We start from the raw sequence: 15,303 nt of genomic DNA, 5'->3' as shown, positions 1-15,303 counted from the left end.
CCACCCAGCCCACCCTCACCGTGGACGGCGTCGCCTACCGCCGCACCGAGCACGGCACCGCCGGCTACCGTTCCGAGGGCACCACGGGACTCGGTGCGACGGGCCGCGTGGAGTACGCGGACTACGAGGGTCCCGGCGGCCACGCCCTGGCCTTCGAACGCTTCCTGGACGGGCGGGGCGCCGGCAGCTGGGAGGCGTCGCTCGGCGAGCGGGTGCCCACCGGCACCCTCACCATCTACCCCGGCGGCGGCGCGTGAGCGGGACAGCCCTGGCGCCGCCCTATCTGGACACTCCCTATCTGGACACCAGCGCCGACCAGTTGTCGTTCTCGCTGGACGACCCCGCGCAGCCGGCGCTGGCCATCGCGCTGGTCGAACTCGACGGCGTCGGGGTGGAGTTGCGGCTGCTCGGCGCCTCGCACCAGGTGTTCGCCGGGCCGGTGCGGGAGACCCTGGCCTGCCTCCCGGGGCGGCCGGGCGGCGGCCCGCCCCCGTCCGTGAACCGACGTCTCGACGGCTGGAGTTACCGGTTCACCTCCCGGGTCGAGCACTGCGCGCCGGCCGAGCTGTCCCGCCGGGTGGCCACGCTCCGCGCCCGACTCGCCGACCGCGACGGGGCGTTGTGCGGGGTGTTCCCCGGCTCGCCCGACGCGGTCACCGCGCTCTGGGCCCGGGGTCCCGCGGCCGGCGGCGTCGAGTGGCGCACCTGGCACGCCTATCCGCAGACCGACCAACTCGTCATCACCAGAACCAGGTTGGAGAGACCATGAGGCGCAGCGCCATATCCGCGGCCGCGCTCCTCGCCCTGCTGCCGCTCACCGGCTGCGGCAGTGACGACGACCCGGACGTGCCGCGCCGCTGGATCGAGTCCACCTACGAGCGCACCGGCGGCGAGCGGGCGGGCCTCTTCCTCGACCGCGACACCCGCCCCGCCCGGGTGGCCGACGCCATCGAGGGCGAGACCGGGGCCATCGACCGGATCGAGGACGACGGCTCCGTCTTCCTCCGCTACGACGACGACATCGTGGCGATCACCCCCTACGGCGCCGCCCTCGACGGCAGCCGGATCGACATCGACGACTACGAGACCGGGCGCTCCCGCTACAGCTCGCACGTCAGCCACCGTTGGCCGGCCGCGCAGCGCGACAGCGGGGGCGACTTCCGGGGCGGCGGCCCCGGCAGCGGCAAGTAGCCGGCCCCGCACGGCACTCCACAATCCCCACCGGCTCCACCATCCGCACCCTCCCCGCCTCTCCTCGATCTCCGGGCACCTCGCGAAAGGACAGCGACACCATGGGGGACATCCTCGAATCGGCCGGCCAGGCCCTGCTCTACGGACTCGTCGGCTTCGGCGTGATGGCGGTGGCCTTCGTCGCGCTCGACCTGCTCACCCCCGGACACCTGGCCAAGCAGGTCTGGGTCGAGCGCAGCAAGGGCGCCTCGATCCTGCTCGCCGGCCAGATGCTGGGCGTCGGCATCGTGCTCAGGTCCGCGATCGGCGCCAGCGAGTCCGAGGACGGCCTGGACGAGGGCCTGCTGTCCACCGCGCTCTACGGCCTGGCCGGGGTGGCGCTGATGACGCTGGTCTTCGCCGTGGTCGCCGCCCTCACCCCGGGCCGGCGCGGCGCCGCGGTGATGCAGGACCAGGACGGCCACCCGCACCCCGCCGCCTGGGTGCACGGCGCGATGTACCTGGGCACCGCGCTGATGGTCGGCGCGGCGGTTTCGTGATCGCGCGCCCCCGGCTGGCTCGGTTCCTGCTGCTGCTCACGGTCTTCCTGTGCGCGGCCTGCGGCCTGGTCTACGAGCTGGCGCTGGTGGCGCTCGGCGGCTATCTGATCGGCAACTCCGTCTTCCAGACCTCCCTGGTGCTTTCCATCATGGTCTTCGCCATGGGGGTCGGCTCGCTGGCGGCCAAGCCGCTGCAACGCCGCGCGGTCGGCGCCTTCGCCGTCGTCGAGGGCGCCCTGGCGCTGATCGGCGGCTGCTCGGTCCTGCTGCTGTACGTGCTGTTCGCGGTGCTCGGCATCTACACCTCGGCGATGGTGGTGGTGGCCTTCGTCGTCGGCATGCTGATCGGCGCCGAGATCCCGCTGCTGATGACGATGCTCCAGCGGATCCGCCAGCAGGAGGCGGGGGGCGCGGTCGCCGACATGTTCGCCGTCGACTACCTGGGGGCGCTGGTCGGCGGCCTCTGCTTCCCGCTCCTGCTGCTGCCCACCTTCGGCCAGCTCAAGGGCGCCCTGGTGGTCGGCATCGTCAACGCGGTGGCCGGCGTCGCCGTGGTGCTGTGGATCTTCCGCCGGCAGACCAGGCGCCTGGTGCGGGTCGGGCTGCTGGCCGGCATGGCGGCGATCGTGGCGGTCCTGTCCACGGCCTACTGGATGGCCGACGACATCGAGGTGACGGCCAGGCAGCGCCTCTACCGCGACCCGATCACGCACGCGGAGCGCACCCCCTACCAGGAGATCGTGCTCACCCGCTCGCTGGCGTTCACCGGCGACACCGACCTGCGGCTGTTCCTCAACGGCGACCTCCAGTTCTCCTCCGTCGACGAGTACCGGTACCACGAGGCCCTGGTGCACCCGGCGTTGGTCGGCGAGCGCGCCCGGGTCCTGGTCCTGGGCGGCGGCGACGGCCTGGCGCTGCGCGAGGTGCTGCGCTACGAGGACGTCACCGACGTCACCCTGGTCGAACTCGACCCGGCCATGACCGAACTCGCCGCCGGCTACGGCCCGTTGCGCGAGCTCAACGCCGACGCGCTGTCCGACCCCCGGGTCGACGTCGTCAACGCCGACGCCTTCGGCTGGCTCCGCGACGCCACCGGCCCCTACGACGCGGTGCTGATCGACTTCCCCGACCCCGAGGACACGGCGACCGCCAAGCTCTACTCGGTCGAGTTCTACGCGATGCTGGCCAACGTCCTCGCCCCCGACGCCCGGGTGGTCGTCCAGTCCGGCTCCCCGTTCTTCGCGCCGCGCACCTACTGGTCGATCGACGCCAGCATCCGGCAGGCCGGCTTCGCCACCACCCCCTACCAGGTGGACGTCCCGAGCTTCGGCAACTGGGGCTTCACGCTGGCGACCCTCGACGCGGGCGGTACCCCCGAGCTGCGGCTCCCCGCCGACACCCCGGCCCTCCGCTTCCTCGACGAGGACGTGCTCACCGCCGCCACCGTCTTCCCCGTCGACCGGCGCGCCCGCGACGACGTGCGCGCCTCCACCCTGATGGACCCGGTGGTCGTGGAGTACGCCCGCAGCGAGTGGCAGTTCGACTGACCCGGCCGGGGCCCCGTTCACCCGCGCGCGTCGTGGGTCACCCGCGCGCGTCGTAGGTAGCCCGCGCGGCCGCGACCTCCGTCTGGTGCGCCTCGGTCCACTCGACCAGCGCCTGGATGGTGGTGAGCAGGGTGCGGCCGAGCGGCGTCAGCTCGTAGTCCACCCGGGGCGGCACGACCGGGTGGACCGTCCGCAGCACCAGCCCGTCCCGCTCCAGGTTGCGGAGCGTGACGGTGAGCATGCGTTGGCTGATCCCGTCGATCTCGCGGCGCAGCTCGCTGAACCGCCACGAGCCCTGGTCGAGCAGCGCCACCACGAGCAGCGACCACTTGTCGGCGACCCGGTCGAGGATCTGCCGGACCTCGCAGCCCTCCCGGACGTCCCACTGTGCCACCGCCTCGTCCATGGTGCCCGCGCAGTGACTGGGTGACTTCGAAGTGCCTTCTTCCACGTTGTCCGAGGATGCCGCAGGATCGGGACGGTAACAAGTGGGAACCGACATGCGGTTCCGTAACCACCCACCACTCCCTGTTCCTGGAGACGCCCATGCCCGCATCGTCCCCTTCCCGCTCCTGGGGACTGCTCCTCGTGCTCTGTGGAGCGATATTCCTCGAGGGCATCGACATCGCCATGTTCAACGTGGCGCTCCCCGCCATCCGCGACGACCTGGGCATGTCGACCAGCTCGTTGCAGTGGGTGATGAGCGCGTACGTCCTCGGTTACGGCGGCTTCATGCTGCTGGGCGGCCGGGCGGCCGACCTGTTCGGGCGCCGCCGGATGTTCGTCGCCTGGCTCGTCGTCTTCCTGCTCTTCTCCGGGCTCGGCGGCCTGGCCACCGAGGGCTGGCTGCTGATCCTGGCCCGCTTCGTCACCGGGATCTCGGCCGCGTTCATGACGCCGGCCGGCCTGTCGATCATCACCACCACCTTCGAGGAGGGCCCGCGCCGCAACCGCGCCCTGCTGATCTACTCGGGGACGGCGGCCGGCGGCTTCTCCTGCGGCCTGGTCATCGGCGGCTTCCTGACCGCGATCGACTGGCGCTGGGTGTTCTTCGCGCCGGTGCTGCTCGCCGCCGTGATCCTCGTCGGCGCCCTCACCCTCGTCCCGAAGGTGGTGGAGTCGCGCCCGGCCGACCGCCGCCTGGACGTCGCGGGCGCGATCACGGTCACGGCCGCGATCATCCTGCTGGTGCTCGGCGTCGAGCGCGCCACCCACACCGGCGCCGGCTGGACCGTGGCCACCGTCGGCGCCAGCCTGGCGCTCTTCGCGGTCTTCGTCCTCGTCGAGCGACGCACGGCCGCCCCGCTGCTCCGCCTCGGCCTGCTGCGCTCGGGCCCGCTGGTCCGCGCCAACCTCACGGCCCTGCTGCTCCTCGGCGGCTTCTACGGCTTCCAGTTCCTCGCCGTGCTCTACCTCCAGGAGCTGCGCGGCTGGTCGACCCTGGAGACCAGCTTCGCGATGCTGGTGATCGGCGCCGACGCGGTGCTCTCGCCGACCGTCGTGCCCCGGCTCGTCGAGCGGTTCGGCAACGCCCGGGTGATCCTCACCGGCATGCTGCTCGCCGCCGTGGCCTACGCGCTCTTCCTGCCGGTCGGCGCGGACTGGACCTACCTCGCGATGCTCCCCAGCTTCGTCCTGCTCAGCCTGTCGTTCGCGATGGCCTACGGCCCGCTGACCATCGTCGCCACCGAGGGCGTCCCCGAGGAGGACCAGGGCGTGGCCGGCGGGCTGCTCTACACGTCCTTCCAGTTCGGCGCGGCCCTCGGTCTCTCGGCCGTCACCGCGGTCAACGTCGCCGCCACCGGTGACGACGGCTCGCCGGCCGCGCTCCTCGACGGCTACCGCGCCGCCCTGGTCGTCCCGCTGGTCTGCGCCCTGCTCGCCGCCGGCCTCGCCGCCGTCGGCGTCCTCACCCGGGGCGGCCGCCCCGGGCCGGCCGCGCCGGCACCGGCCGGGACCCCGCCGCAGGCGCCGGTCGCGGAGGTGGCGCGGTAACCACCGGGCGGGGCCGACACGATGGCCGGATCGTGCCTGTACATGTCACAGGCAGGGTCCGGACCATCGGAAGTCTGCGTTCACCACGCCCGTCAGGAAGGCGCGCATGCTGCCCATCGCCTCCGCCGGTGTTCCGGCCGGCCGGACCCTGATGATCCACCCGCCCTACGTCCACGACGACCACATCGCGGTGGACGGCCCCTTCACCGCCGACCGGCTCCCCTTCCTGCCGGTCGCCCCCCTCTACGCCGCCGAACTGCTCGAACGCCACGGGCTGGCCGAACCCACCCTGTTCGACTGCCAGTTGCACGACCTGCGCGAGGCGACCGACCTGGAGGCGTACGACTCCTACGGCATCGCCGTCATGGGCGCCCAGAACATCGCCCCCGCCGCCAGCGTCCACCGCCACCTCACGGAGGTCCGCGGCCTGCCGGCGACGCGGATACGCGTCGGCGGGCAGGGCATCGAACGGCTCTCCCGCGCCGAGTTCGCACGCGTCTTCCCCGGCTCCCACAAGGCCGAGCGGCACTCGCTCGCCACCCTGCCCGACGCCATGGACGTCGACCTGCGGACCCAGCTCGACCGGCTCCCCGAGCCCGACATGCGCACCTACCTCGCCCACGAGATGACCCTGCCCTTCAGCCAGGGCTGCATCTTCGGCTGTAGTTTCTGCGGCGCCCAGACCAAGCAGCGCGAGTCGTTCTTCAACGTGCGCGCCCACCTGGAGAACGCCTGCGAGCTCGCGGAGCGCTCCGCCGTCGACTCGCTCTACCTCTACTGCACCTCGCTCGACTTCTTCCAACAGGCGCTGCCCGGCGGCGACCTGGACCTGCTGGTGGCCCGCCTCGAAGCCATCGTCGACGTCCGCGAACGCCACCCCGGCCTCACCCTCGGGCTGCACGCGCTCACCAGGGCCGACTCCTACAACGCCGCGATGCGCTCGGACCACGTCCGCGACCTGGTGCTCCGCGCCGGCTTCGACCGCTTCGGCTTCGGCGCCGACGGCGCGGCCTCGGTGGCCGTGCTGCGCGCCATGCGCAAACACGCCGACAGCCTCCGATCCGACCTGATCACGGCCTTCGCGCACATGGAGGAGACCGGGCTGACCCCGGAGATCCTCTACGTCTTCGGCATCCCGGAGGACACCGAGGCGACGCTCGCCGAGACCCGCGCCCTGTGCGGCCTGCTCCTGGAGACCTTCCCCTCCTCCGAGTACCGCGGCTTCCCCGCCAAGAACGAGATCCCCGGCAACGCCAACTGGAACCGACCGGGCTGGAAGGACTCCCCCGCCCACCGGCAACTGCTCGACCAGCCCGACCACTTCCTCAACCTCGGCTTCGAGGCGCTGGCCAACGAGACCTCGCACCCCGACCCCGGGACCCGGCTGATGGTCAACCGCTACGCCGTCGACATGAGCCGCTACGCCCACGAACTCGGCCGCGTCCGCAGCTATCTGACCGTCCCGGTCGCCTCGCCAGGCGCCCCGATCATGGACGACGCCACGCTGGCCGCCTTCCGCGACATCACCGCCCACTACGCCCCCGACGTGGCCGCCGGCCTCACCCCGGAGAACCTCGCGGAACGCCGCGTCCCGCTCAACGCGGCCATTCCCAAGGACTACTGACGCGCTCGGCGAGCCCACGGCCCCGCGGGGTCAGGGGGCCTCCGCCGTCACCGCGAGGAGCGCGCTGCGGACGGCCTGGGCCAGTTGTTCGCGAGCGTCGCCGGCCTGCGCCCGGTGGGACAGCGCGGTCAGGAAGTCACGGTCCGGGTAGCCCTCGTCGCCCGCGCCCCGGCCGGCCCACAGCTGTGACCAGATGACGATCATCATCTCGTTGCAGGCTCGGGCGCGGGGCAGCGCGTCCGACGCGTCCTCGCCCAGGAAGTTCTGCCGAGCCTCGATGCCCAGCCGGTGGCCGAGCGCGAGCAGAAAGGTCTCCCGGGCCTCGGAGGCCAGCACCCCGAGCACGCGGTCGCCGAGTGTCATTGCGGCATACTCCACATATCCTCGTCCGTCATCGGCCCCCTGCCATAGGGCTCCCGGGGCAGGGAGTCGACATCGTAGCCACGGGAGAGCAGCTCGCTGACCCGGGTGTTGCCGTTCGCCACGCGGCCGTCCGGCCACACGCGCAGGGCCTCGCGCGCGCCGGGACGCAGTGACTCGACGATCGCCGCCGTCGGCTGGTTCCGCCAGTGGTTGACGGACCCCGGGTCGAAGGAGTCCCGGTGGATCAGGGTCAGCGGCGGATGCGCGGCCAGGCCGACCGGGTCCGTCCACGCCAACGGATTGTGCGGATAGGTGTAGTGGTGGAGCGCGGGGGCGAGGCCCAGTGGGTCGGGGCTGGTGAAGCGGCCGACGGCGGGGTCGTAGTGGCGGTGCACGTTGTAGTGCCAGCCGGTCTCCTCGTCGGCGTACTGGCCGGGGAAACGCAGCGGCACGTCGACGGTGCTGTCGTCCCGGGCCCTGACGGCGCCCCACAGCGTCCGGTCGGCCTGCCAGGCGAGTTCCCCGTCCTCCGCGACCAGTTCGCTCGGCGTGCCCACGAGGTCGGTGACGATGGCGTAGAAGCGGCTGTCGATCTCCTCCTGGCCACCGCGCGGCCCCGTCGGCCCGACACACTCGGTCTGCGCGAGCGGGTGGCCGCCCGACACGTCCCAGGTGGTCGAGGTTCCGGCGCCGTCGGCGCCGGTGGTCAGTTGCTCGACGAGGGTGGTGTCCTGCCAGACGAACAGCGTCTCCTCGGCGACCGAACCGTCAGCGGCGAGACGTTGCTTGGCGACCCGTCGGCCGACGGCGTCGTACCGGTAGCGCCAGACGGTGCCGTCCGGTGTGGTCACCGACGTCAGCTGGTCCTCGGCGTCCCACGCGTACCGCCAGATGTCCGGCTTCCTGGACAGGCGGGTGCGCCGGCGCACGGTGACGCGTCCCGCCGCGTCGTACTCGTAGCCGATCCGCCCCGCGCCCAGGACCCGGGTGCCGGTGACGGAACGGTCGCCCTCGGCGTCGGGCAGCAGTGTCTCCGGCCAGGACGCGTGGATCTGGTCGCCCGCCGCGTTGTACGTGTACCGCTCCCGCCGACCGGGGCCGCCGTCCACCGCGGTCACCCGACCCACGGGATCGAGGTGGTAGCGGGTGCGCGTGCCGTCCTGGTCGGTCACGTCGGTCGGGTAGGCGTCAGCACGGTAGTCGTACGCGCGCCGACGGTGGAGGCCGACGCCGGTGCGGATGCCCTGCTCGGTGGGCCGGTGCATCGCGTCCCACGACCAGTTCAGCGAGATCGCGTCGCCGACCCGGCGTGCGGTCTCCCGGCCGAGGGCGTCGCGCTCGAAGGCGATCGTGCGCCCGGCCGTGACGAGTGAGGCGGCCCGGCCCGCGTCGTCGTATCCCCAGACGCTGGTGTGGCCGGCCGGGCTCGTACGGACGAGCGGCCGGCCCAGTGCGTCGAAGCTCTGCGTCAGCACCCGGTCGTCGGTGGTCTCGCGCCACGCCCTGCCCAGGGCGTCCCGCTCCATCACCACCCGGGTGTCGTCGTTGTCCGCCGTGACGAGTCGGCCGAGCGGGTCGTACCCGAAGCGGCAGTCGGACAGCCCGGCGCCGTGTTTTCCGGTCAGCCTTCCCAGCCTGTCGTAGGTGAAGCTGACGGTCGCCCCCAGGGCGTTGGTGCGCGAGACGAGTTGCCCGGCGGCGTCCCGCGCGTAGTCGAGGGTCCGGCCGTCGAAGTCGGTCTGACGCGCCAGACGACCGGCCGCGTCATAGGCGTACTCCCAGGCGAGGCCGAGGGGGTTGGTGACCTTCACCAGGCGCAGCTCGGTGTCGCGCTCGTATCCGACACGGCTGCCGTCCGGGGCGACGTGGTGGGTCGGCGCGTCGAACGCGCCGTACGCGAAGCTGGTCACGCCGCCGTTCTCGTCGGTGTGGGTCAGCAGGTTCCCCTCGCCGTCCCAGCTCCAGCTCCGTTCGGCGCCGAGCGGGTTGACGTGGTGAAGTGGGCGGCCCTCCGGGGTGTGGGCGTAGCGGTGCGCGGCGCCCGCCGCGTCGACGCTCAGGACGACGCGGCCGAAGGCGTCCCTCTCCCAGCGGGTGGTCTCGCCGAGGGGCGAGGTGACCGCGACCACCATGCCGGCGGCGTCGTTCCGATAGCGCGTGGTGTGGCCCAGCGGGTCGGTCACCGAGAGTGGTGCTCCCCGACCGTCGTAGGTGAAACGCCAGCGTTCCCCGGCCGGATCGAGCACGGCGACCCGGTTCCCCCGCGCGTCGTAGGCGAAGTGCCAGGTGGCGCCGTCGGGTTGTGTCGTCTCGGAGGGCAGCCCGAGTGCGTTGTACTCGGTCCGCACCCGGCTGCCGTCCGGACGTGTGACGAGCGTGACGTTGCCGTCGTCGTCGTGCTCGGTGCGGGTGGTGTTGCCGAGGGGATCGGTGAGGGACGTGAGGCGGTGGAAGGAATCCCACTCCCGGTGGGTGGTGTGGCCCAGCGGATCGGTCTCGGCGACGAGTTGGAAGCGGTCGTTGAGCTGGTAGACCGTCGCGTGGCCGAGGGAGTTCACCGCGGTGGTGCGGTTGTTCTCCACGTCGTAGTGGTACCGGTACTCCAGCACCCGGTCCGTGCCGGTGGTGAAGACGCAGCGACCGGCGGCGTCGTACTCGTAGCGGTACCAGGTGTCGTTGCGGTCCTCCCAGCGGATCATGCGGGCGTCGGCGTCGTAGGCGAACCGCAGGGGGAGGCCGGAGGAGTTGTAGACCTCGGCGAGGTTCCCGGCGTCGTCGTAGCCGTAGCGGACCAGCACCGGCTGCTCGGGGGCGCTCAGGAGTGTGAGGGACACGATGCGGCCGGCGTCGACCGCCACCCCGATCCGGTAGCCGCCCGAGTGGGTGATCTCGGCCGGCTCGCCGGCGTCGTTGTAGTGCAGGTCGACGCGGTTGGCGTTGCGGTCGCTCACCGTGACCAGTGACAGTTCGTTCCCCGCGCGGCCGGGAACCCCCACGAAACGCAGGGTGCGACCGGTCTCCGGCTGCCGCACGGACATTCCCCCGCCCGCCCGGCCGTCCCACGACAGGCCCCATCGCGGACCCTCGACCGGAAGCACGGGCACATCCGGATCGGAGAGCGGTACCGGGTAGTGCAGCCGCATCCCGTCGTCCGCGTAGAAGTCCACCCCGTGCTCGGTGAGCACCAGCCGTTGGTCGAGGGTGGAGGCCCAGGAGATGCCGAACCAGCGCCCGTGGCGGTGGTTCGACAGATGTTCCCGCTCGATGGTCAGTGGCAGGACGCCCGGCAGCTCCACGTCGGTGGCGCGCAGCGTCATCTCGCCCGTGGCGATGTCGATCGGGTCGCCGACCAGCACCTTGCCGGCACCCCGGACTCCCTCCGCCCGCCACATCCTTCCGAGGTTCCGCAGGTTGCCGGCGTAGGAACGCAATCCGGTCCTGGCGGCCGAGAGACCGCCACGCATGCCGCGGGCCAGGCCGCCGAGGGTGGTGAGGCCCTTCATGCCGGGGATGCAGTCGAGGGCGGCGAAGGCGACGTCCCACAGGGACGCTTCCCCGTTGGCGTAGCGGTAGAGGGTGTCGGCGAGGACGACGAGGGCGGCGGCCAGCACCACCCAGGCCAGCGGGCCGCCGATGATCAGGACGACGATGCCGAGGACCGCGACGACGACCTTGCATATCTCGACGATGGTGTCCCAGTTCTCCGAGACCCAGTTGATGGCGTCCTCCCACCAACGCCGGTTCTGGATGCCGGCGTCGGACGCCTCGTCGATGCTGGAGGCGCAGGCGCCGGCCGCGTCCTCCCGCATCTCCTTGGCCTGCCGCGCCAGTTCACGCGCCGCCGACAGCGCCTCCTCGGCCGAGTCCACCTGCCCCTGGGCATCGGAGGCCGCCTGACCGGCGGCCGTCGCATCCCGCGTCGCCGCGCGGACGTCGGCCTCCGACGGCGGCTCCACGTTCTCCCGCTCGCCCTCACGCTCCAGCCGATCCGCCTCGTCGCCGGCGCGGGACACCCAGTCCTGGGCGTCGGTCAGTGCCGACTGGGCCGAGGACAGGTCCGCCTGAGCGGTGATCGCCCGATCCAACGCCCGGTCGGCCATGCCCTGCGCGGTCTCCAGCTTCGGCCAGTACGTCTGTAACGCCCGCGCCGCCATGCCATACGACGTCTCAAGCTTCTCCAGATTCCCCGGCACCCCGTCGAACTCCGACCGGAACGCCTCGGCCGACAGGCCGGCCCAGTCCAGCATCGCCCGGTCCTCCGACATCCCCCGCACCCGGCCCAACGCCTCACCGACGTCGTCCGCGAAGGTCTGGAGTTCGTCGGCGAGTTCGCGTACCTCGTCCGGATTCCCCGGCGTCGGGTCCGAGTCCATGTCGACCGGCGACCAGTCAGACGGACGCACCATGATGTCTCCCCCGTGACGATCGGCATCGTGCGGTGCCGAACGGTCACCGTATGCGTGAACTCCGGCCGTGATCAACGGTGTTCAACCGAGGCCGTCGCCTCATCGCAGCCGGCGGGCGATCTCCAGGTCGCTGGCGAGCGCGCTGACCCGCACCGGGTCCCGGGCGTCGTCGAGGACGACGACACGCACCGTGCTGCCCACCTCGGGCAGCGGCGTGTCGTCGAGCCACGCCGGGAGTTTCGTGTTGTCGACGAGACCGGACGCCCGACCCTCCAGGTCGACGAGCACGCCCCAGGGAGCGATCTCCGTGACGACCGCGTCGAATTCCTGATGAAGGGAGACCGCCCCGCTCACCGCACTCCTCGTCTCGCTTCGCTTCGCTTACCTGGGTAGGAACGACCTTCGCCCACCGGTGAGTTCGTTGAAGCGCTCAAGCCGGTCGGCCGGAATGCACCATTCGATGCGCGGAGCGCCGTTGGGGCCCGCCCAGTCGTAGCGGTGCATGCAGTCCATGAACTCGTTGACGAAGGCCGGGTCCATATCGTAACGAACCATTCCGTTCGCGTATCCGCGCCGGCCCTGGTACTCGGCCGCCACGCTCATCTCGCCGAAGTACGCGCCGGACTGGCGCGTGACGGGCGGGAAGTTCGCCGGATCGGGCCCGTTCGCCAACTCGTCCGCCAGGTCGTCGCGCCGTGGGGTGCGGTAGATCGAGAAGTACTCGTCACAGCCGGAGAGGCCGAGCGGGTCGGTCCAGAGGAACGGGTTGTGGACGTAGGAATGGTGGTCGAGCGCCGGCAGCAGACCGAGTGGGTCGGGCGACTGGTAGCGCGCCGTCTCGGGCGCGTAGTAGCGCTGGTAGTTGTAGTGCAGACCGGATTCGGCATCGTGGTACTGACCCGGGAAACGGAGCGGGCAGTCGGCGCCGTTCGGGGAGTCGCCGAGCGCCACACCCCACACCGTGGTGTCCCGCTGGCGGACCACGTTTCCCGTGTCGTCCACGAGTTCCGTGGGGGTTCCGACGAGATCGGTGACGATGGCGTAGAAGCGTTCGTCCACCCCCCGTCGGTCCAACTGGGCCACCGGCCGGTGGTGACCGGGCTGCCACTCCCAGGTGGTGGTCTCCCCGTCGCCACCCGTCTGTTCGGCGATCCGGGTGCCGTCCCAGACGAAGTCGGTGCGCTCCGCCACGGCACCGTCGTCGGCCAGGCGCAGCTTGGCGATGCGGCGGCCGAGCGGGTCGTAGAGATACCGCCAGCGACTGCCGTCCGGCGTCTCCAGTTCCACCAGTCGGTCGTCCGCGTCCCAGACGTACCGCCAGACGCGGGAGCCGCCGGACAGCAGCTTCCGGGACTGCCGGACGACGCGGCCCTGCCCGTCGTACTCGTAGCCGACCCGGCCGGCACGGCGGACGAGGGTGCCGGCGTAGTGGCGTTCGCCCTGCCGGGAGTCGTCCGCGTCGGGCCAGGAGGCGTCGATCACGTTGCCCACGGCGTCGTAGGCGTAGGACTCGGACCGCTCCCCGGAGTCCACCCCGGTGACGCGACCCGCCGCGTCCAGGGTAAACCGGCGGTCGCTTGCCAGCCGGTCCGAGATCGTCGTCATGTAGCCGTCGGCACGGTACGCGTAACCGCGCCGCTGGAGCGGCGAGTTCGCGCCCGCCGTGGCCAGGCTCTGCCCCGTGAGCCGGTGCGCGGCATCCCATTCCTGGGTCAGGCGGACGGTTCCTGGCAGCTCACGCTCGACCTCGCGGCCCGCCCCGTCGTGGGCGAAGCCGACGACCCGACCGGCGACGTCCAGGGCGAGCGGCCGGTGCGCCGCGTCGTACCGCCACGTGCTCCGGGTGCCGGACGGGGTGTGCCGGGACGTCCGCCGACCCATCGCGTCGTAGGCGGCGACCAGCGTCCGGCCGTTGCAGGTCTCGGCGATGACCCGGCCCAGCGGGTCGCGTTCGAGGACGAGCTCCGCGTCGGCGTTGCGGGCGCGAACGATCCGGCGGAGCGCGTCGCGTTCGAAGACGGTGACGGCGTCGTCGGCGCGGCGCGTCACGACCTCGCCGAGGGCGTCACGAGTGAAGTGGACGGTCTGGCCGGCGCCGTTGGTCTGTTCGGCCAGGCGTCCCGCGGCGTCGTAGCGGTAGCGGATCGTCCGCCCGTCGAAGTCGGTCTCGCCGACGACACGGCCGCAGGCGTCGTGGACATAGCTCCACACCAGGCCCCGGGGGTCGGTGACCGAGACCGTGTTGCCCTCGGTGTCGTAGCCGTACTCGGTGCGGGCGCCGTCGGGCCCGGTGCGGGCGGCGGGTAGATCGAAGTGGGTCAGTTCGTAGGCCGTCACGCCGCCGGCCCGGTCGGTGTGGGCGGTGAGGTTGTTCTCCGCGTCGTACGACCAGGAGTCGGCGCTGCCGTCGGGCAGGGTCCTGCGCAGCGGCCTGCCCTCCACCGACCAGTCGACCCGGGTGACGCCGCCCAGCGGATCGGTCGTCTCGGCCACGTGCCCGAGCGGATCGCGAACGCAACGGGTCACGGCACCGTCGGGCTCGGTGACTCCCACCGGCAGCCCGGCCGCGTCGTTCTCCAGCAGCCGCACGCCGCCCAGCGCGTCCGTGGCCCGGATCAGACGGCCACGGTCGTCGTAGGCGTAGCCGGTCGTGGCACCGAGCGGGTCGGTGATGGCGGTGAGGTTCCCGCGCTCGTCGTAGCCCTGCTCCCACCGCTGGCCACCGGGCTCGACGATGACGACGGGCTGCCGCTTGTCGTTGTACTCGGCGGTCGCCTCGCCACCGTCGGCGCGCCGGATCCCGGTCAGGTTGCCTTCGCCGTCGTACGTGAACTCGCTGACCCCGCCCAAGGGGTCGGTGACGCTTTGCAGACGGTCGTAGCGGTCGTGGGTGCGGTGGGTGTGGTGGCCGAGGGGGTCGGTCTCGGTGACGAGTTGGTAGCTGTCGTTGAACTGGTAGACGGTGGTGTTGCCGAGCGAGTCCGTGAACAGGGTGCGGTAGGTGTCGGCGTCGTAGGCGATCCGGCTGCCGAGGAAGCCGTCGACGCCCTCGGTCGCGACGCAGCGCCCGGCGTCGTCGTACACGTACCGGTACCAGTCACCGTTGCGGTCCGTCCAACTGGTGACGCGGCGTGCGTCGTCGTAGCCGAGTTGGAGGGGGAGGCCGGAGGAGTTGTGGATCCGCGTGAGGTTGCCGCGCTCGTCGTAGCCGTACCGCCGGAGCGTGGGCTGGTCCGGGGCGCTGAGCAGCCGTAGTTCGGTGATGCGGCCGTCGGCGGTGGTGATGCCGAGGTGGTAGCCGCCGTGGTGGACGACGTCGGTGGGGGCGCCGGTGGCGTCGTAGTGGAGGTCGATGCGGTTGTCGTTGCGGTCGGTGATGGCGGTGAGGGGGAGTTCGCCGCCCTTGCGGCCGGGGGTCGGCGCGAAGTGCAGGGTGTGGCCGGTCTCGCGTTGGTGGACGGTCATCGGGCTGCCGGGTTCGCCGTCCCAGCCGAGTTCCCAGCGGGGTCCCTCGACGGGCATGACCGCCTCGCCCGGCATGGGCCGGGGGTAGTCGAGGATCATGCCGTCGGCGGTGACGAACCGCAGCCCGGCCTCGTCGAAGACCAGCCGCTGGTCGAGCGTCGACGCCCAGGAGC

12 protein-coding genes are annotated in these 15,303 nt (G+C 71.9%); 7 read left to right on the top strand and 5 right to left on the bottom strand.

Annotated elements, in window-relative coordinates; translation table 11 throughout:
- The 5 genes from E1283_RS16280 to E1283_RS16260 all read left to right on the top strand — a co-directional run.
- Positions 1 to 257 (top strand): DUF4178 domain-containing protein (locus E1283_RS16280; protein ID WP_132818765.1); only part of this gene is annotated, 257 nt, incomplete at its 5' end.
- Positions 254 to 769: a DUF2617 family protein gene (locus E1283_RS16275; protein WP_243744879.1), complete on the top strand. Its 516-nt coding sequence runs from the start codon at positions 254 to 256 to the stop codon at positions 767 to 769. The genes E1283_RS16280 and E1283_RS16275, both read left to right, overlap by 4 nt.
- On the top strand, positions 766 to 1,191 hold the full coding sequence (locus E1283_RS16270) for a DUF4247 domain-containing protein (RefSeq protein WP_132818764.1): 426 nt from the start codon (positions 766 to 768) through the stop codon (positions 1,189 to 1,191). Before E1283_RS16275 ends, E1283_RS16270 begins: the two co-directional genes overlap by 4 nt.
- 101 nt (positions 1,192 to 1,292) lie before the next feature.
- Positions 1,293 to 1,730, top strand: a complete 438-nt coding sequence (locus E1283_RS16265) for a DUF350 domain-containing protein (protein WP_132818763.1) — start codon at positions 1,293 to 1,295, stop codon at positions 1,728 to 1,730.
- Complete coding sequence (locus tag E1283_RS16260) at positions 1,727 to 3,277, top strand: polyamine aminopropyltransferase (RefSeq protein ID WP_132818762.1); 1,551 nt, start codon at positions 1,727 to 1,729, stop codon at positions 3,275 to 3,277. The genes E1283_RS16265 and E1283_RS16260 overlap by 4 nt, the downstream gene beginning before the upstream one ends.
- Positions 3,278 to 3,314: 37 nt before the next feature.
- On the opposite strand, the gene E1283_RS16255 is transcribed toward E1283_RS16260, so the two are convergent.
- Positions 3,315 to 3,728 carry a winged helix-turn-helix transcriptional regulator gene (locus E1283_RS16255; protein WP_132818761.1) on the bottom strand — a complete coding sequence of 138 codons (414 nt, stop codon included), beginning with the start codon at positions 3,726 to 3,728 and terminating at the stop codon, positions 3,315 to 3,317.
- A 95-nt stretch (positions 3,729 to 3,823) separates the two neighbouring features.
- Here E1283_RS16255 and E1283_RS16250 point away from each other — a divergent pair, with 95 nt between their 5' ends.
- Both E1283_RS16250 and E1283_RS16245 read left to right on the top strand, forming a co-directional pair.
- Positions 3,824 to 5,272, top strand: a complete 1,449-nt coding sequence (locus E1283_RS16250) for an MFS transporter (protein WP_132818760.1) — start codon at positions 3,824 to 3,826, stop codon at positions 5,270 to 5,272.
- Positions 5,273 to 5,378: 106 nt separating this feature from the next.
- Entirely contained in the window at positions 5,379 to 6,896 is a 1,518-nt protein-coding gene (locus E1283_RS16245) for a radical SAM protein (RefSeq protein ID WP_132818759.1), read from the top strand.
- A gap of 30 nt (positions 6,897 to 6,926) precedes the next feature.
- On the opposite strand, the gene E1283_RS16240 is transcribed toward E1283_RS16245, so the two are convergent.
- From E1283_RS16240 to E1283_RS16225, 4 genes are all read right to left on the bottom strand, one after another.
- Positions 6,927 to 7,259: a hypothetical protein gene (locus tag E1283_RS16240; protein WP_132818758.1), complete on the bottom strand. Its 333-nt coding sequence runs from the start codon at positions 7,257 to 7,259 to the stop codon at positions 6,927 to 6,929.
- A complete protein-coding gene (locus E1283_RS16235; protein WP_132818757.1) occupies positions 7,256 to 11,665 on the bottom strand; it encodes an RHS repeat-associated core domain-containing protein in 4,410 nt (1,469 codons plus the stop codon). The genes E1283_RS16240 and E1283_RS16235 overlap by 4 nt, the downstream gene beginning before the upstream one ends.
- Positions 11,666 to 11,764: 99 nt before the next feature.
- Entirely contained in the window at positions 11,765 to 12,019 is a 255-nt protein-coding gene (locus tag E1283_RS16230) for a S1 RNA-binding domain-containing protein (protein WP_132818756.1), read from the bottom strand.
- Between the two features lie 27 nt (positions 12,020 to 12,046).
- A partial coding sequence (locus E1283_RS16225; RefSeq protein ID WP_132818755.1) for an RHS repeat-associated core domain-containing protein occupies positions 12,047 to 15,303 on the bottom strand: 3,257 nt, incomplete at its 5' end.

Source organism: Streptomyces hainanensis (assembly GCF_004348415.1).
Lineage (GTDB): Bacteria > Actinomycetota > Actinomycetes > Streptomycetales > Streptomycetaceae > Streptomyces > Streptomyces hainanensis.
Note: the sequence above shows the minus strand (reverse complement) of the source record. Positions and strands in the feature narration are given on the sequence as shown.

Bases quoted from the DNA above. Each gene is read 5' to 3' on its own strand.
- E1283_RS16265 (WP_132818763.1), top strand. From the start codon at position 1,293: ATGGGGGACATCCTCGAATCGGCCGGCCAGGCCCTGCTCTACGGACTC.
- E1283_RS16235 (WP_132818757.1), bottom strand. From the start codon at position 11,665: ATGGTGCGTCCGTCTGACTGGTCGCCGGTCGACATGGACTCGGACCCG.
- E1283_RS16240 (WP_132818758.1), bottom strand. From the start codon at position 7,259: ATGACACTCGGCGACCGCGTGCTCGGGGTGCTGGCCTCCGAGGCCCGG.
- E1283_RS16245 (WP_132818759.1), top strand. From the start codon at position 5,379: ATGCTGCCCATCGCCTCCGCCGGTGTTCCGGCCGGCCGGACCCTGATG.
- E1283_RS16250 (WP_132818760.1), top strand. From the start codon at position 3,824: ATGCCCGCATCGTCCCCTTCCCGCTCCTGGGGACTGCTCCTCGTGCTC.
- E1283_RS16270 (WP_132818764.1), top strand. From the start codon at position 766: ATGAGGCGCAGCGCCATATCCGCGGCCGCGCTCCTCGCCCTGCTGCCG.